This window comes from Vibrio sp. vnigr-6D03 (assembly GCF_002835515.1).
In the GTDB taxonomy this organism is placed as follows: Bacteria; Pseudomonadota; Gammaproteobacteria; order Enterobacterales; family Vibrionaceae; genus Vibrio; species Vibrio penaeicida.
The window spans coordinates 32,310-55,020 of record NZ_PIZL01000015.1 but is presented as its reverse complement, the minus strand read 5'-3'; the positions used below and the strand labels follow the sequence as shown (position 1 = coordinate 55,020).

The 22,711-nt window shown below is 44.0% G+C and carries 20 protein-coding genes; 3 read left to right on the top strand and 17 right to left on the bottom strand.

Annotated elements, in window-relative coordinates:
• Positions 1–101: 101 nt before the first annotated feature.
• The 3 genes from dapB to carB all read left to right on the top strand — a co-directional run bounded on the left by dapB (position 102) and on the right by carB (position 5,780).
• A complete protein-coding gene (dapB, locus tag CW749_RS12190) occupies positions 102–911 on the top strand; it encodes a 4-hydroxy-tetrahydrodipicolinate reductase (protein WP_101112413.1) in 810 nt (269 codons plus the stop codon).
• Between the two features lie 481 nt (positions 912–1,392).
• Positions 1,393–2,532 (top strand): glutamine-hydrolyzing carbamoyl-phosphate synthase small subunit, encoded by a 1,140-nt coding sequence (gene carA / locus CW749_RS12185; protein ID WP_101112412.1) that lies wholly within the window; start codon positions 1,393–1,395, stop codon positions 2,530–2,532.
• A gap of 17 nt (positions 2,533–2,549) precedes the next feature.
• A complete protein-coding gene (carB, locus tag CW749_RS12180) occupies positions 2,550–5,780 on the top strand; it encodes a carbamoyl-phosphate synthase large subunit (protein WP_101112411.1) in 3,231 nt (1,076 codons plus the stop codon).
• A gap of 68 nt (positions 5,781–5,848) precedes the next feature.
• On the opposite strand, the gene CW749_RS12175 is transcribed toward carB, so the two are convergent.
• From CW749_RS12175 to CW749_RS12100, 17 genes are all read right to left on the bottom strand, one after another.
• Positions 5,849–6,262, bottom strand: a complete 414-nt coding sequence (locus CW749_RS12175) for a hypothetical protein (protein WP_101112410.1) — start codon at positions 6,260–6,262, stop codon at positions 5,849–5,851.
• Between the two features lie 204 nt (positions 6,263–6,466).
• Positions 6,467–6,943, bottom strand: coding sequence for a hypothetical protein (locus CW749_RS12170; protein WP_101112409.1), 477 nt, complete (start codon positions 6,941–6,943; stop codon positions 6,467–6,469).
• A 25-nt stretch (positions 6,944–6,968) separates the two neighbouring features.
• Positions 6,969–7,940, bottom strand: coding sequence for a TIGR02594 family protein (locus tag CW749_RS12165; RefSeq protein WP_101112408.1), 972 nt, complete (start codon positions 7,938–7,940; stop codon positions 6,969–6,971).
• Positions 7,941–8,071: 131 nt separating this feature from the next.
• Positions 8,072–8,989 carry a pseudouridine-5'-phosphate glycosidase gene (locus CW749_RS12160; RefSeq protein ID WP_101112407.1) on the bottom strand — a complete coding sequence of 306 codons (918 nt, stop codon included), beginning with the start codon at positions 8,987–8,989 and terminating at the stop codon, positions 8,072–8,074.
• A 10-nt stretch (positions 8,990–8,999) separates the two neighbouring features.
• Positions 9,000–10,091, bottom strand: a complete 1,092-nt coding sequence (locus tag CW749_RS12155) for a PfkB family carbohydrate kinase (RefSeq protein ID WP_101112406.1) — start codon at positions 10,089–10,091, stop codon at positions 9,000–9,002.
• A 110-nt stretch (positions 10,092–10,201) separates the two neighbouring features.
• Positions 10,202–11,674 carry a molybdate ABC transporter ATP-binding protein ModF gene (modF, locus tag CW749_RS12150; protein ID WP_101112405.1) on the bottom strand — a complete coding sequence of 491 codons (1,473 nt, stop codon included), beginning with the start codon at positions 11,672–11,674 and terminating at the stop codon, positions 10,202–10,204.
• 216 nt (positions 11,675–11,890) lie between these two features.
• A complete protein-coding gene (gene ovoA / locus CW749_RS12145; RefSeq protein ID WP_101112404.1) occupies positions 11,891–14,005 on the bottom strand; it encodes a 5-histidylcysteine sulfoxide synthase in 2,115 nt (704 codons plus the stop codon).
• A gap of 220 nt (positions 14,006–14,225) precedes the next feature.
• Entirely contained in the window at positions 14,226–14,609 is a 384-nt protein-coding gene (locus CW749_RS12140; protein WP_101112403.1) for a Rid family detoxifying hydrolase, read from the bottom strand.
• A 12-nt stretch (positions 14,610–14,621) separates the two neighbouring features.
• Positions 14,622–15,836 carry an aromatic amino acid transporter gene (locus CW749_RS12135; RefSeq protein WP_101112402.1) on the bottom strand — a complete coding sequence of 405 codons (1,215 nt, stop codon included), beginning with the start codon at positions 15,834–15,836 and terminating at the stop codon, positions 14,622–14,624.
• A gap of 108 nt (positions 15,837–15,944) precedes the next feature.
• On the bottom strand, positions 15,945–17,405 hold the full coding sequence (tnaA, locus tag CW749_RS12130) for a tryptophanase (RefSeq protein ID WP_101112401.1): 1,461 nt from the start codon (positions 17,403–17,405) through the stop codon (positions 15,945–15,947).
• A 641-nt stretch (positions 17,406–18,046) separates the two neighbouring features.
• Complete coding sequence (locus CW749_RS12125; RefSeq protein WP_101112400.1) at positions 18,047–18,613, bottom strand: flavodoxin family protein; 567 nt, start codon at positions 18,611–18,613, stop codon at positions 18,047–18,049.
• Positions 18,614–18,636: 23 nt separating this feature from the next.
• Positions 18,637–18,828 (bottom strand): VOC family protein, encoded by a 192-nt coding sequence (locus CW749_RS28585; protein ID WP_343232597.1) that lies wholly within the window; start codon positions 18,826–18,828, stop codon positions 18,637–18,639.
• Positions 18,829–18,870: 42 nt separating this feature from the next.
• Positions 18,871–19,050, bottom strand: coding sequence for a hypothetical protein (locus CW749_RS28580; protein WP_343232591.1), 180 nt, complete (start codon positions 19,048–19,050; stop codon positions 18,871–18,873).
• Positions 19,047–20,024: a questin oxidase family protein gene (locus tag CW749_RS12115; protein ID WP_101112399.1), complete on the bottom strand. Its 978-nt coding sequence runs from the start codon at positions 20,022–20,024 to the stop codon at positions 19,047–19,049. The genes CW749_RS28580 and CW749_RS12115 overlap by 4 nt, the downstream gene beginning before the upstream one ends.
• Before the next feature lie 255 nt (positions 20,025–20,279).
• The gene (locus tag CW749_RS12110) at positions 20,280–20,900 is read right to left on the bottom strand and encodes a TRIC cation channel family protein (protein ID WP_101112398.1); all 621 of its coding nucleotides are present in this window, start codon (positions 20,898–20,900) and stop codon (positions 20,280–20,282) included.
• Positions 20,901–20,913: 13 nt separating this feature from the next.
• Positions 20,914–21,732, bottom strand: a complete 819-nt coding sequence (gene btuF / locus CW749_RS12105; RefSeq protein WP_237322434.1) for a vitamin B12 ABC transporter substrate-binding protein BtuF — start codon at positions 21,730–21,732, stop codon at positions 20,914–20,916.
• A gap of 19 nt (positions 21,733–21,751) precedes the next feature.
• Positions 21,752–22,705 (bottom strand): cobalamin biosynthesis family protein, encoded by a 954-nt coding sequence (locus CW749_RS12100; protein ID WP_101112396.1) that lies wholly within the window; start codon positions 22,703–22,705, stop codon positions 21,752–21,754.
• Positions 22,706–22,711: the final 6 nt, after the last annotated feature.

The window sequence follows — 22,711 nt, the reverse complement described above, 5'->3', positions numbered from 1 at the left end:
ACTTTACTGTCTTGTACAAAGAATAAACCTTGTTTAACTGTGGTAACTTTCGAGCCTTTACGTTACATTGATCACATCGTAACAAATGGAGAACTTACGCAATGGTAAAAATTGCGATTGCAGGAGCAGCTGGCCGTATGGGCCGCAACTTGGTGAAAGCCACCCACCTGAATTCTGATGCGCAACTTGGCGCAGCCTCTGAAAGACCAGAATCTTCTCTTATCGGCGTCGACGCAGGCGAATTGTGCGGCGAAGGTCGTTTCGAAGTCGCTTTAGTCGACGATTTTGCTAAAGCGGTTGAAGAATTTGATGTCATCATTGATTTTACCGCCCCAGTGAGCACTTTAGCTAACATCGAACTTTGTAAACAACATGGGAAGCAAATCGTAATCGGTACAACGGGTTTCTCTGATGAAGAACGTGCACAGATCGATGACGCGGCAAAAAACATCTCTATCGTTATGGCGCCAAACTACAGCGTTGGCGTAAACCTAGTCTTTAAACTGTTAGAAAAAGCAGCAAAAGTTATGGGTGATTACTGTGATGTTGAAATTGTTGAAGCGCATCATCGCCATAAAGTCGATGCACCTTCAGGTACTGCTATAGGTATGGGAGAGGCAATTGCTGGAGCGATGGGAAATCAGCTAAGTGACGTTGCAGTTTATGCTCGTGAGGGTATTACTGGTGAACGCACTAAAGATGAAATCGGTTTTGCTACCATCCGTGCTGGCGATATTGTTGGTGAACATACTGCAATGTTTGCTGATATTGGTGAGCGTGTTGAAATTACTCACAAGGCGACCGACCGCATGACATTTGCCAATGGTGCAGTAAAAGCAGCGGTTTGGTTGGCATCAAAACCTGCTGGCTTCTACACTATGACCGATGTTCTTGGTCTGAACGAGCTTTAATTAAATATTTATGCGCTGGAGCCTTCTGGCGCATATCTTCATTTTACCTATATCCTGCAAAATAAACTCAAATTTTACGTCACTTTTACCAGTGTTAATCTTCTAATTTAAGCATCTTAAGCTTGATTTTTGCCTTAGTGACTTAAAAAGAACATTAACTTGCAATGTATTATCGTTTGCTTTTTCTCTGTGACCAATTTTCTTATATTTATTACGAAATAAAGGTAATTTTCATGAACAATGCTCATTTGGCGTATTGTTACAGGAAGATAAGTTAGATTTATATGGCTTTTGCACCAATTAATGTGTTTTAGCAAACAAATGATAAATTTCTTTTACTGAGAATGTTGACACAAATCACAGTGATCACTAGAATACCGCCAATTTGTCTAAATTCCCCAAAAGCGCGTTTTTATAACGAATTTAGGGCTGAGTTTGCAATTAAATACACTGTTAATGCATTTTTATTCTGGAGGTTGCCTTGAGTAAGTCAGCACTGTTAGTCCTAGAAGATGGGACTGTGTTCCATGGACAATCCATTGGAGCAGATGGCTCAGCTGTTGGTGAAGTCGTCTTTAACACCTCGATGACGGGGTACCAAGAAATCCTCACTGATCCTTCCTATTCTCAACAAATCGTTACTCTTACTTATCCTCACATTGGCAATACCGGAACCAATTCCGAAGACGAAGAATCTTCTTCCATTCATGCACAAGGCCTTGTGATTCGCGATCTCCCTCTTATCGCTTCAAATTTCCGTAACGAACAATCTCTTTCTGATTACCTTAAATCACAAAATATTGTTGGCATCGCCGATATTGATACGCGCAAGCTAACTCGTATTCTCCGTGAAAAAGGTGCTCAAAATGGCTGTGTTGTAGCCGGTAATAGCCTTGACGAAGCTTTGGCTCTTGCTAAAGCAAAAGAGTTCCCAGGTTTGAAAGGTATGGATCTTGCGAAAGAAGTTACAACAAAAGAAGCGTACCAATGGAAACAAGGTTCGTGGACGCTCACGGGAGGTCTTCCGGAAGCGAAAGATGACGCTGAGCTGCCATTCCACGTTGTTGCCTACGACTTCGGTGCAAAGCGTAACATCTTACGTATGCTCGTCGACCGCGGTTGCCGCTTAACGGTTGTGCCTGCTGAAACATCAGCAGAGGAAGTGCTTGCTCTTAACCCTGATGGCGTATTCCTATCTAATGGTCCTGGTGATCCAGAGCCATGTACCTACGCAATTGAAGCAACTAAAGTTTTCCTTGATAAAGGTCTTCCAATTTTTGGTATCTGTCTTGGACACCAAATCTTGGCACTGGCGTCTGGTGCACAAACTGTGAAAATGAAGTTTGGTCACCACGGTGCAAACCACCCAGTGAAAGACTTGGATCGTAATGTGGTTATGATCACTTCTCAAAACCACGGTTTTGCAGCGGATGAAGAGACATTGCCAGAAAACCTTCGCGCGACGCATAAATCATTGTTCGATGGTTCTCTACAAGGTATTCATCGCACAGATAAGCCAGCATTTAGTTTCCAAGGGCACCCAGAAGCAAGCCCTGGTCCGCATGATGCAGCGCCACTATTTGATCACTTTATCGAACTAATTAAACAGCACTCAGCGTAATTTGGAGTAGAGAGAAAATGCCAAAACGTACTGACATACAAAGTATTCTTATTCTGGGCGCTGGTCCGATCGTTATCGGTCAGGCATGTGAGTTTGACTACTCTGGTGCTCAAGCATGTAAAGCACTTCGCGAAGAAGGCTACCGAGTTATTTTGGTTAACTCGAACCCTGCAACCATCATGACAGACCCTGAAATGGCTGATGCGACTTACATCGAGCCAATTCAGTGGGAAGTTGTTCGTAACATCATCGCTAAAGAGAAGCCTGATGCGGTTCTACCAACTATGGGTGGTCAAACTGCATTGAACTGTGCTCTAGATCTAGAGAAGCACGGTGTTCTTGAAGAGTTTGGCGTCGAGATGATTGGTGCAACGGCAGATGCAATTGATAAAGCAGAAGACCGTTCACGCTTCGATAAAGCGATGAAATCTATTGGTCTTGAGTGCCCAACTGCTGATACAGCCAAAAGCATGGAAGAAGCTTACAAAGTTTTAGATATGGTTGGCTTCCCTTGTATCATTCGCCCATCCTTTACCATGGGTGGTACTGGCGGTGGTATCGCATACAACAAAGAAGAATTTGAGGATATTTGTCGCCGTGGTTTGGACTTGTCTCCAACCAACGAGCTTCTTATCGATGAATCTCTAATCGGTTGGAAAGAGTACGAAATGGAAGTTGTTCGCGATAAAGCTGACAACTGTATCATCGTATGTGCAATCGAAAACTTCGACCCAATGGGTATTCACACGGGTGACTCAATCACCGTAGCGCCAGCTCAAACGCTGACAGACAAAGAATACCAACTTATGCGTAACGCTTCATTAGCGGTACTGCGTGAAATTGGTGTTGAAACGGGTGGCTCAAACGTACAGTTTGGTATCAACCCGAAAGATGGCCGTATGGTTATCATCGAGATGAACCCACGTGTATCTCGTTCTTCTGCTCTTGCGTCTAAAGCTACAGGTTTCCCAATCGCGAAAATCGCAGCGAAGCTTGCTGTTGGTTTCACGCTTGATGAGCTAATGAACGACATTACAGGTGGTGCAACTCCAGCCTCATTCGAACCAACCATCGACTACGTGGTAACTAAGATTCCTCGTTTCAACTTCGAAAAATTTGCAGGAGCAAATGACCGTCTGACGACTCAAATGAAGTCAGTAGGTGAAGTGATGGCAATTGGTCGTAACCAGCAAGAATCTCTACAAAAGGCACTGCGTGGCTTGGAAGTAGGTGCAAATGGTTTCGATGAAATGGTTGATCTGGACGCGCCTGATGCACTATCGAAAATTCGCCACGAGCTTAAAGAAGCGGGTGCAGAACGAATTTGGTACATTGCCGATGCATTCCGTGCCGGCTTGTCTGTTGATGGTGTGTTCAACCTAACTCAAATCGATCGTTGGTTCTTAGTTCAAATTGAAGAACTAGTGAAACTAGAGAACGAAGTGAAAGTGGGCGGTTTTGCTGGTCTTACTCAAGAAGTACTAAGCAAAATGAAGCGTAAAGGTTTCTCCGATGCGCGTCTATCTAGCTTACTAGGTGTGTCTGAAAGCGAAATTCGTCGCCTACGTGACCAATATGATATCCACCCAGTGTACAAGCGTGTTGATACTTGTGCTGCTGAATTCTCATCAGACACGGCTTACATGTACTCATCTTACGATGAAGAGTGTGAAGCACAGCCTACAGACAATGACAAAATCATGGTTCTGGGCGGTGGTCCTAACCGTATCGGTCAAGGTATTGAGTTTGACTACTGCTGTGTACATGCGTCGCTAGCATTGCGTGAAGACGGCTACGAAACCATTATGGTGAACTGTAACCCTGAAACAGTTTCTACTGATTACGACACGTCAGATCGTCTGTACTTTGAACCAGTTACTCTGGAAGATGTACTGGCTATCGCTCGTGTTGAAAAGCCGAAAGGTGTGATTGTTCAGTATGGTGGTCAAACACCACTGAAATTGGCTCGTGCTCTTGAAGCTGCTGGTGTACCAATTATCGGTACAAGCCCAGACGCTATCGACCGTGCTGAAGACCGTGAGCGTTTCCAAGTTGCTGTAGACCGTCTTGGTCTTCTACAACCACAGAATGCGACCGTGACTACTATGGATCAAGCGGTTGAGAAATCTCGCGAAATCGGCTTCCCATTGGTTGTACGTCCTTCTTACGTACTGGGTGGTCGTGCGATGGAAATCGTATACGACGAGCAAGACTTGCGCCGCTACTTCAACGAAGCAGTCAGCGTTTCAAACGAATCACCAGTACTGCTGGATAGCTTCCTAGATGACGCTGTTGAAGTAGACGTAGATGCGATTTGTGACGGTGAGCGCGTTGTTATCGGCGGTATCATGGAGCACATTGAGCAAGCGGGTGTTCACTCAGGTGACTCAGCATGTTCTCTTCCTGCCTATACGCTAAGCCAAGAAATCCAAGACGTTATGCGTGAGCAAGTAGAAAAGCTAGCGTTCGAATTGGGTGTTCGCGGTCTAATGAACACGCAGTTTGCGGTTAAGAACAACCAAGTATACCTAATCGAGGTTAACCCTCGTGCAGCTCGTACTGTGCCGTTCGTATCGAAAGCAACTGGCGCGCCAATCGCCAAGATTGCAGCACGTGTAATGGCAGGTCAATCTCTTGAGTCTCAAGGTTTCACGAAAGAAATCATCCCACCATACTACTCAGTGAAAGAAGTGGTACTTCCATTCAACAAATTCCCTGGTGTAGACCCACTATTAGGCCCTGAAATGCGCTCTACTGGTGAAGTAATGGGTGTGGGTGCGACTTTCGCTGAAGCATACTCGAAAGCTGAATTGGGTTGTGGCAACATCTACCCAGAAGGTGGCCGTGCACTTCTTTCTGTTCGTGAAGGTGACAAAGAGCGTGTTGTAGACCTAGCATCTAAACTTTCTAAGCTTGGTTATCAGCTAGACGCAACTCACGGTACTGCAGTTATCCTTGGCGAAGCGGGTATTAACCCTCGCCTAGTGAACAAGGTACACGAAGGTCGTCCTCATATTCTTGACCGCATCAAGAACAATGAGTACACCTACATCGTGAACACCGCTGCTGGTCGTCAAGCGATTGAAGATTCGAAAGTTCTTCGTCGTGGTGCTCTTGCAGAGAAAGTGAACTACACAACGACGCTAAACGCAGCATTTGCAACCTGTATGGCACATACAGCCGATGCGAAAACAAGCGTCACGTCAGTTCAGGAATTGCACGCTAAAGTGAAAGAAAGCTTAGCTTAATCGCTATTATCTAACGATAAAAGGAAGCCCGCTCAATGAGCGGGCTTTTTGTTGTGAGTAATGTATCTCTATTTTTCGAAATTTAAGTTATAAAAATAACTGAGTAAACTTTGATATTGGCGGCTTTGGTATAAGAACACACAAGATGCAGCGATAAATGTTCCACAAGAAGCGAGCAATACCCCTTGTTCTGAAATAAAGAAGTGGATTGAGCTGGTTAGTAGTATTACTGAAATAGTTACAATATTAACTTTTGATAGAATGCTCAAACCTTTACGTATTGTTAAGATATTCGGTACACAGACAACCATAGAACCTACAATTCCGCTGATTAATAGGTACGTATCAAGACCAACTGATTCTGAAAAGCCAAACCAATCATTAAAGATTGTTACAGTCACCCCAACCCCAATAGTGAGTAAAAGAAAGAGCGCTATAGTTACAGCTACCGCTGTCAATGACAGGCTTTTATTAATATTCAACGCTTAGCTCCTCATAGATGCCTACTGCTAAAGATTTTACTTCGCCAGAATGAGCACTTCCTGCAAAGCTAATGGGAGCACCAATAGAACCTTGGTGATTTCCATATATGAGTGTCTGTAGTTGAAAATAATCGAGCAAAAATCCCCATATTGAAAATATGTGGGGATTTTTATTAGTTAACAATATAGATTTTAAGGGATGAACTATTCAAGAGTTGATAGATACCCTGCGTACAGATACCACCTACCATCGATCTTCTTAAATTCCAAATCCCCTATACTTGCATATTCACCTTGACATACAGAATGCTGTCCTTTTATTGGGGTAGCTTTTAGAAGTATTTGGTACGTGGTTGTTACTTTAGAGTCAAAAGCATCAGAGCTATCAGACTGTACGTCATTAAGAATTTCGTTAAGTACTCCACTAAATTCTTCTCTATATACTTTCTTATGCGCAATGAAATCAGCTATACCCTGAACCGTAAACGGAAATTGCGTATGATCAGCGATAGCGTTGTAGTCACGGTTCTCTATGTGTGGTTTTAAGTTGTACCAAAATGCCACAAAACCTTCGCATCGGTGATTTGCATCAGCAATTACTGCTTTATGAGGGGACATATTTCCGGTATTTGTTACCATAGCTGCCGAAAACGCTATGGCTATAAAAATTACGTTCAGCATTAATAGATTCCTGTTTTGATAAAGGCTAGCTAGGTAGACGGTAACCTCGTACTTTCCACTTACTCTTCGGGTAAAAACTTATTTTTACTTGATCTCTTTGATTTCCACCTAGTATTTCAAAGTACTGATCATTTTCACTAATTAGGAACCCTACGTGGTTTCCGGAACGCGTTAAGTTTGAATTTGCTGCATTAGAATTGTAAATAACAACAATAGAACCAGGCGTCGATGCAGCTTTCTTTCCCCATTTTAACCAGCTGATCGCTGCCGCAGAATTTGTACCCTTATAACCAGACTTGATCATGACCCAATTAACAAATGAAGAGCACCATGGGATTTCATCGGTTTGAGCTCTGAGCGTTGTCGTAGAATGGTACTCGATTATTCGTGGGTTATGCTTCGGTCCTTTTATTTCTTTACTTATCTTTGGATCTTTCTCCTTTTCGGCGACATTTATCCACGGTGTATCTCCTCTTCGAACAAGTAATTTACGAAGGTCGTGCATTGAATTTTGAATAAAGTTCAAAGTCATTATTGCTATTTTATTAGTCAATAGCTGTTCTATCGTTAGCCAAGTATCCCTTCCAACTATTCCATCTATACCAAGTGATAGACGAGCTTGAAACTCACGAACATAGCGATCAGTATCTGGGCCAAACCGCCCGTCAAGTGACATTTTGGGGCTGAGATTTAGGAGTTTGTTTAGCGCATTTTGTAAGTGAGCAATATCAACACATTTGTTGCTGAACTTGAGTGGCTTTCTGTATGCTTTTTTTGTGTTTTGAAGTTTTATGGATTCCCAAGTTTTTGAACCTACTTCTCCGTCTGTGAAAAGACCAAACTGCGCTTGGTATTTTTTGACTAATTTCTTCGTACCTGAACCAAACTTTCCATCAAGTAACGTTGGAGTTGTGGGCATCAAAATTTTATTGAGATAAAACTGAAGTGAAACAACCTCGCGCCCACTTGCTCCAGTTTTTAGTAACTTGTTATACACTCTTTCCTCCGAGAAATTGAAAATCCCCTCGGAGGATATCTGTACAGATAGACAATTCAAACGAACTGAAGTTATTTGCGGGGTGTTCTAAAGATAAATGAATATTGATTTTAGAATCAGTTACATAAGTGTTAGTTGATTGCTAATTTCACAGCCACCTCTGCCGCTAATTTCGCATTGTTAAACACTAGCTGAATGTTAGAAGCGAGGCTGTTTCCTGCGGTTTTTTCTGCGACTTTGGCAAGAAGGAATGGTGTGGAGTCTTTTCCTTTAATGCCTTTTGCATCCATCTCTTCGATAGCGCTCGCTATGACCTCATCAATCTCCGCTTTATTCATCGCGTATTGTTCTGGAATTGGGTTTGCGATAACAGCGCCACCATCCAGTCCTAAATCCCACTTTGCTTTTAAAGCGGTAGCAATTTGAGTTGGAGAATCTAGGCGATAGTCGACTTGGAACTCGCTTTCTCGTGTATAAAATGCAGGGAGGGTTTCTGTTTGGTATCCAATGACGGGCACACCATGCGTTTCTAAGTATTCCAGTGTTAAACCAATATCCAAAATGGATTTTGCGCCAGCGCATACAACGGCGACGTTAGTATTGGCAAGCTCTTGGAGATCAGCCGACACGTCGTAGGAGGCTTCCGCACCACGGTGCACACCACCAATTCCCCCAGTCGCGAATACTTTGATTCCAGCCATTGCAGCAAGGATCATAGTAGATGCAACAGTAGTCGCGCCGTCTTCTTCTTTGGCGACAATAAACGGAATATCTCGGCGGCTTGTTTTGATAACGTTTTGCCCTGCTTTGCCTAGATATTCAATTTCATCTTGAGACATCCCAACTTTCAATCGCCCTTTTAGGATTGCAATAGTGGCGGGAACAGCGCCATTATCACGAACCGTTTGTTCCACTTTAAGGGCGGTCTCGACGTTTTGGGGGGAGGGCATACCATGAGAAATGATGGTTGATTCCAATGCAACGACGGGTTGACCTGCTTTGAGCGCTTGGGCGACTTCAGGCGCTACATCCAAATACTGAGTTAACATATTGTGTCCTTTAACATTCGGTCTCATTTAATACACGCTGAATCGCGCTGTCTGAAAAGTTTGGGTTGATGGTTGCGACATCAGAAAGCGCAACGCTGGCGGCAGCCATAGCGTACTCGCCGCTTTTTTCTACCGACCATTTATTGATGAAGCTGTGAGCTAACCCAGCCAAGAAAGCATCTCCAGCACCATTAGCATTTTCAATATGATTACTCACAGTTGGAAAAAGCTGGGTACGTTGATCATCTTTATAGAACACCCCTTCCGCCCCAAGGCTTAAAAAGATTTGCTGAGTCCCTTGATTGAGGAACCAGTCGGCAATCGCGCTGAGATCTTCTTGATTGTGATAAGGCAGATCAGACAAAGATTGCGCTTCTTTGATGTTAGGTTTGAGTGTGTGGATCTGGTTTAAATAGGGTTTGATTTTTACCGCTTTGGTACTGGATACCGTATCGACAAATATCGGCTTATCGGAAAACTGGCTGAAGATGTATTCGAGCAGTGACTCACTCAAATTGGTATCAATGACGATTACTTCCGCTCGCTTAATGGTTTCAAGGTGAGGCTCCAGCGATTCAATGGTTAAACGCTCAAGGATAGACATGTCTGAAACGGCAACTTGCATGTCGCCGTCTTCATTGAGCAAAGAAAGATAAGTGGATGTTGTACCATCGGATAGCTTCAATACCGACGAGACATCAACGCCTGCTTGGCGTGTTTTGTCTAATATTAATTGCCCATAAGTGTCGTTACCCACAACAGAGATTAAACGCACTTCTGTGCCAAGCCTTGCGATGTTTTCGGCAATGTTTCGACCAACTCCACCCGGCGAGCATGAAACGACGCCAGGATTGGAATCACCTTGATGCATGGTGTGTTTGGGTTGACCTAAGATGTCCATGTTTGCACCGCCGATCACTACGGCGTATTGAGATTCTGACAAAATATACCCCTTCCCTAGGATGATGCCTTTGTTTGTCATATTCATGATATGCCCAGCCACGGCACTTCGGCTGATCCCAAGTTTCTCCGCAATACTTTGCTGGGGGATCATTGGGTCTTGTTTAATCAACTGAAAGATTTGTTGTTCACGTTCCGTCATAAGAAACCCTAACAAAAGTTTGATTAACTAACTTTTGTTAGGTTGAGGTGTGAGTAAAAAAACGTCAATACATTTGTCTTGGTCGTTGTATGTTATGTGAGCGAAAACACTTATTGAGTGATTTGGACAACATAGCTTTCACCGTCTTCGCTAGGGACAAAATCAACGAAATTTTGAATGCTATCAATGGCATCTTCTTCGTAGTGAGAAACAAAAAGAAGTTGGCTAAGTTGATGTTTCGCAATTAATTCAAGCGAGTTCACTACTAGTCTTCTGCCTAGAAAATCCAGCCCTTGATAGGGCTCATCCAATATAAGAAGTGCAGGTTGTTTGATTAAGGCTCGGGCAATAAGCAGCAATCGTTGTTGCCCATATTCGAGCTCTTTAAATGGCCGATTGGCAATATCGCTCATTTGGAAAATAGCGAGCCACTCCTTTGCAGTTTCAATTTGATTTTTACTTGGAGATTCATAAAGCCCGATAGAGTCGTAAAAGCCAGATAAAACAACTTCAATGGCTTTGCAACTTACACGGTATTGCAAGTGCAGCGCTGAAGACACCATTCCTATGTGTTTCTTAATGTCCCAAACTGTTTCACCGTTACCCCGCTTCATATCGAATAAGCGAATATCGTTACTGTAGCATTGAGGGTGATCGCCAAAAATCAGCCCCAGTAACGTACTTTTCCCACAACCGTTTGGTCCTCTAACTTGCCAATGCTGGTGGTGCTTAATTTGCCAATTTACACCGCTGAATATTTTCTGGTCGGTGTATTCCACTTTGCCATTCACCAGTTCAACAAGCGGTTCAGAAAAAGTCACTTTGTGTTGATGCTTATTGTAAAGGTCGAGCACTTGCTCACTCTGGGCTTCGGATTGCGCATTGATCTGAGCGATGATGGGATGGCTTTCCCACGCCTTTCTTGAAAGTGTTTGGGCCAGTTTTCCATTTTCGAACAACGCAATATGCTCAATCCATTTTGGCAACTCATTTTCCCGTGAAACAAGAATCAATAGTTGTACCTTTTGGCTGAGGTCTTGGAGGAAATGAGCGAGTGCTTTTCGGTGTGCTTGATCCAACCCAGTATAAGGTTCATCTAAAATGAGAAGTTCAGGCTTCTCAAGCAGTGCCCGTGCCAGCATTAACCGACGTGTTTCTCCCGTTGAAAGCAAACGAAAACCACGATCAAGCAGGTGCGTTAAATCTAACTGTTCGACAAGTAGGGCAATGTCGCTCGCTGGCTGATCTGAAGCCATTAGTAATTCGCTTACCGTTGATCCGTTATCAAACTTATCCATAAAGTCTGTATCGTCATCAGCGATCTCTTGTTCAAGGAGTGCCTGTTGCTGGGAGAGAGAAACATAAGCAATTTGGTTTGTTGTGCCTTCACAGCTACCCGACTCAAGATCACAACTACCTGATTCAAGCTCACAACTGCCAGTGAGAACTTGGTATAGTTGCTCACCAATATCGCCTCTGGCACAGAATATTCCCCAGTTCTGTTGGTTTTCAATTTTCCAATGTTTGATGGATAGCGCGTGAGGAGAGTTGTTTGTGTGTACTTGGGATAATGTGATGGGCATATGACATCCTTGCCTTTATGAATACCACAAGCTTAAAAAAGCCGCGCACCAATGTAAATTAGACTTGGGTAGCGATTGTGCGATTTGTGTTCTTTTTTTAATCTTCGAATTCGTGGTTTATGCGTTCCAGCAGTGTGTAAGAGAGGTTTTGAGTAGCAAATAAGCGCACAAAAAAAGGCACACCACAGGGCGTGCCAATACAGTAGGTTTGAGCCTTTAACGTTTTCGCCAAATACTCATTTCGGACAACGTATGTTGGAATTTACGTTTGGTTTCACGGATAACAAACGGCACCTCTTTCACGGCAATCCGTTCAAATTCGCCAATTAACGCGTCGGTTAACCCATCCAGTGTGGTGTGGTTTTCACCATTTACTTTTATGCCACCCAGCCACTTTTCCTTGTCTGTGTATTCTTCTAACCACGTATAGGGCGAGGCAATCACTAAATAGCCGCCTTGGTTTAGCCGCTGGCTAATACTGGTAAGAAAAGCGTTAGGGTCCGACAATCGGTCTATCAGATTTGATGCGTAAACCAGATCGTAATTGGTGTATTGAGGTTTGAGGTTACAGGCGTCCCCCTGCATGAAATTCACTTTACTAGCGAGGTTTGCATACCCGAGTTGCTCAAGTGTCACGCTTTTGAATTCAACCAAATCGCCCTCTGTTTTGATGGTATAGCGTTTCTCACCTTGCTCAGTCAGTGCATAAGCTTGTTGAATAAAGCGTGCTGAGAAATCAATGCCGTCCACGTAGTCGAAGTGCTTCGCGAGTTCAAACGTCGCGCGTCCAACAGAGCAACCAATATCCAAAGCGCGGGCACTTTGCTTCAGCTGAATGGTTTGCATCACTTGCTCAATGCCATTCACGCAAAAATTGGGTACATCGAAGTACTCTTTTCCATAGTGGAATTCAAGATACTGGGAAATGAGCTTATCGGTTTCATAAATGTTCATGGAGACCATATCTTGCGGATTTTGATCCGATTCGACATAACGAAACCCAGCGTGTTGATAGAAATGTCGACGAAACGCGTAGCGTGATGAGCGAATGGCTTCATTTCCGGTTGATATCCATGAGCCCCCTTTGATCATGTTGTGCTTACCATCAAAGGTTGGTGTAGAGAAATCATCGTAAAGTGGATGAACTTCAAAGCCGCTGAATCCGTCGATTGGCGTTTCAGTGTGCTGCCAAACATTGCCCACAACGTCAAACAAACCGTTATGCCCAAAGCGATTGACTGGGCAAGATGAAGCATAAAATGAAAGCTGTAAGTTTCCGGGGACTTCATGCCAAATGGGGGAATCTTGGTCGATGTTTTCTCTCAGCAATTGCCATTCAGGTTCAGTGAGAAGCCGGATATTTGCCTGAGCTTGCTCCGCTTTCCAGTTACAGAAGGCTTTGGCTTCTAGCTGGTTGACTTCTACTGGCCAGTCTAACGGTAGGGGGATTTCTTCTGTGAGATTACGCTGCCAAAAAGTCCCTTCCTGATTGCGCCAGAATCGAGGCATGGTCGCTTGCGTGTAGTTAAGCCAGCTCTGCCCTTCCTCATTCCAAAAGCGCAGTTGTTGATAGCCTTCATCTTTAACAAATGCCAGAAACTCTTGGTTTGATACCAAGTATTTCGATGCTTTGAAATCGTCTACTTGGCAACTTTGCGTGCCAAACTCGTTGTCCCAACCATAAGTCGCGTCTTCTGGGGATTTACCCAATGTCACGCTATTGCCTGCAATGCTGATTAAGCTGTTTTTCGGGGCGCTTCCAGTATCTACACAGCTTTCCCACAAAGGATGAGGGCTGACATCATCAAGGGGAAGCTGGCGAATGATGACGGATGAGGTTTCTAGGTGAATACGTTCATGTTCAATGCCCATTAATATTGCCCAAGCGGGTTGATCTTGGGTAATCGGTAGGCTTAAAGGCATAGAGTTGATCGTTTTTTCGATCAATAGCTTGGCTTGATCTCGGTAATGTCTGACGTCTTCAACGGATGGCCAATCATAATGTTTTTCATCAAGATCATCCCAAGACATCTCATCTACACCAATAGCAAACATGGATTCAAAGTTCGTATTGATGCGTTGATCGATGATCTTGCCCAGTTTCAGTTTGTTGATAAAAAACGTAGCGGTGTGACCAAAGTAAAAAATCAGCGGATGACGTAAGGGTTCGGCTTTCTTGTAATAAGCTTGATCGTTGTTGATCACATCAAACAAAGACTCATACAAGCGCCATGTTTGATCGAAATAGTGGAGGAGTTCTTTCCTTTTTTCCTGTTCATTTTCTCCTGTAAGAAGAATGGTTTGATGATCCCTGATCAGGTCGTTTTCCATGATGACATCTCCAAAGTTCAGCGTATTCAACACAGTTTTATTAAAACTAGTTCATAAAGAGGAAGCTGCAGTGCAAAAACATTACAGACCGAGGAAATAGCAAAAAGGAAACAAGCTCTAAGGTGATTGTGTGATTTAAATCACTTTTGGAGTGTGGAATAAGCCGCTATTTCAGCGGCTTAAATAGGGTTGAAGGTAAAAATTTAGAGGTTGAAAGAGATCAAGAGCGGATCGCGATCACTTCAATTTCTACTTTGGCGTCCATCGGTAATCGCGCGACTTCAACGCATGAACGGGCAGGAAATGGTGCGTCATTTTGAACAAAAAACGCCTCATATACGGCATTAATATTGGTGAACTCGTTTAAGTCTTTTACGAAAACGGTGGTTTTAACAATGTTTGATGCGTCAAGCCCTGCTTGTTCGAGTATCGCAAGCACGTTATTCAAACTCTGTTGGGTTTGCTCGGCCGCGCTTTCGGGCATACTTTTGGTTGTAGGGTTAATAGGTAATTGACCTGATGTAATGACTAAGGCACCTAAGTCCACACCTTGAACATAAGGTCCGATTGCTGCAGGGGCGTTGTTGGTTTCAATTTTGTTCATTTTAATTCCTTGCTAGCCCGTGAATTCGGGTAATAAATTAAGCATAGAGAGTAAGTGGAATACTGCGGTAGTGACGCCAAAGACGATAACCAGCACCACCATTATTTGCCCTCCAGGGGCTTTAAAACCTTCTTGCCCATCTTCTCGGCGACGTGACTTCATGACCAACAAGCCAGGAATGACACACGTCCACAATGTTGCCGCTGCACCAGCATAACCAATAGCAATAAGGAAACCGAACGGAAAAAGCAGTGACAGAATAAGTGGGGGAAGAAAGGTGACTGCCCAAGTCTTCGTGCGACCATGCTTGTCATCTTCAAAATTGAACAGATCGGCAAGGTAGTCGAAAGTTCCTAGCCCAACGCCTATAAACGATGAAAGGACAGCCGCCATAGAAAATGAGTTAATCGCATTGGAGACGCGCTCAGATTCGATAACCGAGCCAAGGGCATTCAAAAGCGAATCAACGTTTCCGCCTTGCTCTAAAACTGGACCAAACCCACTGCGAGGCAGATTGCCGTAAATACTTATGATCCAAAGAATATAAAGGGAGACGGCAATAGTGGTACCGCCAAGAATAGCGTATTTCGCTCGTCTTTCTTCGCCGTAATAATTTCTCATGCTAGATACGGAATGATGGTAACCAAATGACGTGAGTGCCACGGGCAGCATTGCCATGGCATAAGGTGCGTAACGGGTTTCGTCGCTCACTTTATCAAAGAGGATGGACATGTCGACTTTGGCGACCAAACCGGACACACCAAACACAAAACTCAACACCATGAACGAAATCAGAATCACAGAGATTCGATCAACCGCTCTGGTGGAGTGCCACACAAATCCAGAAAAGATGAATACAAATAGGATAGAAGCCAATTGGCTGCTCACTCCGAGGACTTCTTGTAAAATGAGCCCCGATGAAGTGATATAAGCGTAAAGTAATATGCCACCGACAAAATAAACCGCCAAATTGTTTAACCTATTGACGTTGTTGCCCAGCATATCTTTCGTCACGGTATTGAAAGATACTTTGAGATCGTAATGCTTAAACGCCTCAAGTAGCATCCATCCAGACAGTGTCATGATGATCATAGTAATGGTAATAGCAATGAGCGACCAAGACGTCCAGCCGCCAGCACCTGCGCTGGGAAGCCCCAGCATTCCAGCGCCGACGCAGACGCTGGCAATAATGCATGCGCCACCCAAAATTGATGGGGATTTTTTCATAATCGTATCCCTGATTACAGTTTTTCTAGGCACAGCAATACTCCCCCAATACCGAGATATCAGGTGCATGCTGAAAAATTAAGGGCGCTTAAAAAGCGCCCGAATAAGTTAAACTTCGGTCATTGGCACTTCCTGTGCGACCTTCGTTGTTTCTTCTACTTCTTTGAGCTTCGCTGTAAAGTGTCTGAGTACTTCAGGTTCATAGGTGAACTCCAAGCCTTTGATTTTTTGAGCATTTTCTTGGACTTTTTCAAATGCCTCGATGATGAAATCCATGTGGGTTTGCGTGTAAGTGGCTCTAGGAATCGTGAGCCTGAGCAGCTCAGCAGGAGAGGGCATTTGTTCGCCTGTAGCAGGATCACGCCCCAGCAGTAGCGAGCCAATTTCTACGGCGCGAATACCAGCGACTTTGTAGAGTTCACAAGCCAGAGCATGTGCCGGGAATTGATGCGAAGGGATATGAGGAAGAAGCTTACCTGCGTCAACAAACGCGGCGTGACCACCTGCTTGCTGGCAGACAATACCCAGTTTTTCTAACCCATCCACGAGGTATTGAACTTGTCCAATGCGGTATTCTAGCCATTCTTGTCGCATAGCTTCATAAAGCCCAACGGCCAAGCGCTCCATTGCTCCGCCTTCTAGTCCACCGTAAGTAGGAAAACCTTCTTGAACTACACATAGCGTCCGGCATTGGTTGTAAACATCGTCGAATCGGCTGTCTTTAAAGCACAATAGCCCACCCATTTGAACCATGGCGTCTTTTTTGGCAGACATAGCGAGACCGTCTGCGTATTTGTACGATTCGCGTGTAATATCCTCAATACTCCAATCCTCATACCCTGGTTCACGTTGCTGGATAAAATAGGCATTTTCAGCAAATCGAGCTGAGTCCATGATGACTGGAATGTCGTATTTTCCAGCAATTTCGTATACGGCTTTCAAGTTCGCGATAGAAACAGGTTGCCCGCCAGAGGAATTACACGTGATGGTGCTGACAATGTACGGGACGTTCTGAGCGCCAACTTCTAATATGGCACTTTCCAATTTTTCTAAATCAAAGTTACCTTTGAAATCAGCATTTACTGAAGTATCGAAGGCCTCTTCTGTATACACGTTTCTCGCGACACAGCAGTTTATTTGAGTGTGCCCTTGTGTGGTGTCAAAGAAGTAATTAGACAGTGCGACCATCTTGCTGCGGTCCAATCCTTTTTCTTGCTCTCTTTTTTTGATGAGCACAGGGATGTAGATTTGTTCTGCCCCACGCCCTTGGTGGGTCGGAATGGTATATTCATAGCCAAAAATATCGCTTACCGCTTTTGATAATGCATAGTAGCTTCGGCTTCCACTGTAAGCTTCGTCTCCCATTAACATCGCGGCTTGCATGCTTTGAGTGATAGAACCTGTTCCACTGTCTGTCAGTAAATCGATAAAAACATCTTCGCTGTCTAACAAAAATGGGTTCATACCTGAGTTCATTATGGCTAGTTCACGGTACTCTCGGGTGGTGCGTTTTACTGGCTCTACAACTCGAATGCGAAATGGTTCAGGGAGGTGTTTAAAGTTTTCCATATTAAGGCCTTTCAAGATTATATTTATTTTAGATGAGATGAATCCCATCAAATGATTAATGAATTCAATGTTTAGAATTAATTGTTAATAAATAGAACAGTGATGATTTAGCTATGAATAAAGCAGGTGTTAACAGGTGGGAAATAAAGAATATAATGATTCTTTACAGCAATTTCCGCCGATGTTTTTTGCTTGCTTTAGATGCGCTTTTTCGTCACTGAGATTGACTTGAAAAGTTCTTATTCAGAAGATAGATGAAATGAAATTTGATGATCGATGGTATACCAGTCTAACAGGGTTAGCTGGAATTTGGATTGCCAATTAAGGTACATGTTCATTGTATGTTCCTCTGCCCATAAGCAAGAATATTGCTCTACTCACATAAATATATATTAGCTTAATGAAGTTTGGTATTCACAAAAAAAGCAAATGTGATTCGCGTATTATAGTTTTATCATCATAATTATAAATTAGCCTAAAGCATCACATATTTAATGGGTGTCATATGAATCAAAACTCTGACTAGGAAATATGATTGAATTGTTAAGATAAAATGATATTTATTCCAGTATGTTATCGGTATTAATTTTGTTATATACCTAAGTGGCTCTAAATTCTGAACCACTTGGATATATCAAGTTCTAGTTGGTGAGCTTCGCGATACGTTCACCTAAATAGATGGCGGTCTTGGCGTCGTTTGAATGCACTAACTCTTCAATATCTTTATTACAAGCCGTCAGACCTATATTGGATCCCAGCCGGTTTAATCCGCTGTCGCTGACATGTTCGGATTCGTCCAAGCCAGCCCAAATCATGCCGTGCTGACAAGCCAATACGAAGAATGAAAACAGCGTTTGTTCTTGTTCGCCATTCAGGCTTCCACCGCAAGTAAAGCCCGCGGCTAGTTTGTTATGCCATTCCCGTTCAACGTAGGCATCACTGCTTGTATCCATAAAGGCTTTGAATTGGGCAGCGGGACCGCCCATGTAGGTGGGTGCCCCAAAAATGATGGCATCACTGTTTTTGAGTTCTTCAAACAGCGCATAATTTTTGTAACGTCCTTCGTGAATGTCCTTAGGCTCAATTTCTAACAGTGTCGGTGATGCATTAGGTACAGAACGGACGCCACTGGCGATATATTCAGCCAAGGCTTTTGTTGCGCCACATTTTGAAAAATAGACAATAGATATTTTAGTCACTGACCTCATCCTTAATATTGGTGGGCTGGTTATTAGTGTTCGTAGTCATTTCGTTTTTTCGAATCGTGAGTCAGGTATTGGATGAATTCCCATTCCAGTCCATCGCTGTCGTAAAAATAGAGGCGTTTACGATATGGATGCTCTGTTTCCATTGGGTTCTGTTCATAGCCATTACTCAGTAACCTGCGTTCTACTTCCTCAATATCGTCGACCACGAACCCAATGTGGTTGATACCTACATCAACATAGGGAGAGCGATCTACTGATTATTTTTCAACAACTTCCTGTAAGGCAATATAGGTTTCTTCTGTACCGATATGGCACCAGCGATAATGGCTATGCCCGAAATGGCGAATCTTGAAATCAGGTAAAGCGGTTTGAAGAAACTCTATGGCGCGATCCACATTTTTAACGGTGACATTAGCGTGTTCGACATAAGTACTCATAACGACTCCTTAGCAAGACGCATTTCAGCAGCTTGAATAGATAATGGGGTAGGGTGGGATTGATCGATGCGATAACAACTAAAAACCAGCTTTATGGTGTGGTCGTCATTGCTTTGGCTCGCACGTTGCAATCGTTGTTGCCAATTTTTACTGGGATGAGTGATGGTACAGTCCGTGGCTTTGGCGTATGGGCTACTCGCACAATAAGCTGCCACGTAAGCTTGCCAAAAGCGTTGTAGTCCAACAGTTTGATCTTGTAGATAAGGCAAGATATTGATGAACGCTTGTAGACCGGTCACGCCGTGTAAATACGTGAAATCATTAGTTCGGATAAATTGCTTCAGAATGACATCGCGCACCTTTTCCAGTGGGAGTGTATCCGGTATCGCTGATATGGATACGTAGCGTTCTGACTCGATCACTTCTTGCACTCGATCCACAATGATTCCCGGTTCAAACGAGTGTTGGTGGAACAAGTTGTGTCCTTCTACTATTTGTTCTTCCAGCGAGTATGAATTTGTGGTCTGAAGATCGCCCAAATACTGATATTCGCTAGCGAGGTATGCCAGCGCATGGGATATCTCGTCTGGAGAACCTAAGTCAATGGCATAGGATAACCGAATCAGACCGTGAAACGCTGCCGCTGCAATCCCTTCAACGAGTACTGGAAGTTGAGTTTTCAGGCACGTCTCTATGCCGTGGCTATGGATTTCATTGAGGAAGAATGCTTGCCAGTCATTGAAATGATCTCGGTTCGAAATTTGTGGCTGTTTCGCGGTACGTGAGGCTTTCTTGGGATCCAAAATTTTGACGTAATGATCATAAAAGCGCTGAATTCGGGCTTCTGACGCACCACTAAGATCCAGTGCCACCAAAGCCATGGGCAAGTGATTCGTTAAGTTGCCTTGGTAGTTGGGATCAAATTGATGTGTCGCAGTCACTAAATGTTGAGTGGAAGATCGTATGTTGTTCATATTGCCTCCTGACGTTCTAATAGTTGTTTTAGTAAAGTTATTTGTTTATTAATATAGTTCGCAGAGTGATTAAGTAAACAAATTACTTTATTTAATCGTTTTTAAGTCAGCTAAATGAGAAGTCACTCAAAAAAAGCGCGCAACAAAAAGCCCACATCAAAAGATGTGGGCCAATAAAATACGATGGTGTTACAGCCTGAATAACGCTAGCTGAATTAATTCATCTATTGATGGGGTTAAACCCATTGTTTTAAACTATTTATTTATGGCAAATACTGGCAGAGAAAGGTGCCATTTGATGGCTGCCAGCCTAATGGTCAATGTAGTGAAAATACCAATGAATAATGCAGGAGAGTGCTCAACACCTAAAGCGATAGCACCAGTATGAACAATACCACCCACTAAACAGGCGGTGGCGTACACTTCGCTTCTCAATACCATTGGGATTTCTCGCGCTAGAACATCGCGGATAATACCGCCACCACACCCCGTGAGTACCCCCATAATGACGGCAACAATGGCGCTGTCTTGATAGCTTAACGCTTTTTCTACACCGATTCCGACAAAGACTGCCAGCCCGATGGCGTCACAGACGGGTAATACGAACCATGGCAAGCGTTTAGGACGTCTAACAATCAACATGGTGAGCACACAGGTAATGAAAATAACCCAGAGATATGCGGTATCGGATATCCAGAATACGGGAGTTGCCCCTAAAAGCATATCGCGTATCGAACCGCCGCCAATGGCAGTGACACTGCCCAGCACCACTACACCGAATGGGTCCATTTTTAATCGGCCTGCTAGCAACACCCCAGAAATCGCAAATACCGCGGTTCCAAACAGATCAATTGTGTATAGAAGTAATGCGTCCATGTTCCTCGTATTCTCAGTTAGCTTTTGCGTATTGCCTTGCTTGTTCAAAAAACTCGCATACCTGCTCTATGGCTTTAACGGTGCGCGGTGTCGGTCGATTTATCCAATCGGAATTCAGTGACCAAATGTGTTTATGTTGTACAGCAGGGACTTGCGATGCCCACCCTTGCCATAGGGACTCATCTTGTACGGCATGTCGAGAAGTAAAGATGACATCTGGCTGCCGAACGATGACCTGCTCTTCACCAACTTGAGGGTAGGGAGACGCACTGTCGACAAAGATATTTGTACCCCCACAAAAACTAAACACCTCACTTGGCCAGCTATTTTGCGCCACCGTGATAATGGGTTTTGTGCTTAATTGATAGAAGTACTTTACGGGCTTATCGGTGGTATAGCGTTGTTTAAGTTGCGCTAGGTTTTCTCGAAAATCCGCGGCGGCTTTCATGCCAATACTTGGGTCTTCAGCGTATTGGCTTAGCTGCTCTAAATTGTGGACAATATCTTCGAATGTGCCCGTTTTGGAGTCATAAATTTCAAATCCAAGTTTTCTTAGTTTGTCTAACTCTTTGGCGGGGTTACCACTTGGCCACGCGATGATTAAGTCGGGTTGAAGCGCCACAATGCGTTCGAGTTTTATGCCTTGATAGTTGGCGACGCGTTCGAGTGCTTTCGCTTCTTCTGGGTAATCGCTGTGGTCGGTTGCGGCAACAAGCTTGTCGCCTAGTCCAGCTGCAAAGGCGATTTCTGTTGCGTGAGGCGCAAGGGAAATAATGCGTTGAGGTGTGGTATTAGCCAAAACAGATTGGCTAACAAGGAGACCTGCTAACAAAACAAAGAGCGTTTTCAATTTAAATACCTTGATAGATGACTGCCATGATTGCGCTTTGCAGCAACACCCAAACACAGATTCGCCACGCCAGAAGGTGTTGAATTTGGGATAAATGATAAGCGGAAGGCGCGACTCGACCTCCAAGTTTGGGGCGCATGGTTTTTTTATCGCCATAAATAGCAGGGCCGCCAAGTGATAGCTCGAGTTTGTTACCCACTACCGCCATTAGCCAACCAGGGCCCGGTGTTGGCCATGTTTTTCCTTGCGAAAGCATGCCAGATAACGCCGCAGACATATTGTTGCCTAAGGCTATAAATAAGCTGAATAGCCTAAGAGGAATTAATTCTAACAGTGCGAGCATTCGAATAGCGGGTAAGCCGAAAGGTAGAAATTCACTTCGACTAGGCGACCACGCCCGTGCCAGTTCCATGATTAAGCGGTACATCATGGCACCAATACCGCCACCGATGGCATACCAGAACATCACACAGATAACGTTTCTGCCGTACCCTAAAATCAGAGTTTCTGCGCCAGCTTTGCCAAGCCCTAATGGAGACAGCGTATCGGTTGCTCGATTAACATGAGGCGCTAATTCACGGCGGGCGCGTTTTTTGTCTTCTTTCCCTAAAGCTTGAATAAGGTGTTTTGCGAGAGACTCATTGCTACGCCAATCGATCGCCAATAGAAGTAATGCTAAATCGAACAGTTGTGGCTGCCAGACCAGAGGCTTTAATGCGATAAAGAAGATTAAGGCTGGTACACACATCATCCCCCAAGCCAAGCTGCCAGAGATGACACTTTGCCCGTGGTTTTGATTGTTGTTCACCTTGGTTGCGAGGATTTCAGCAAACTTATGCCAAAGCGTCGCAGGGTGCACAGATTTGGGGATAGGCAAGATAAAATGGAACAGCAAAGCGCCCCATAAAACCAATAGGGCGCCGTTGGAATATAGCTTAGTAAACAGCTCTTCCATGAGTAA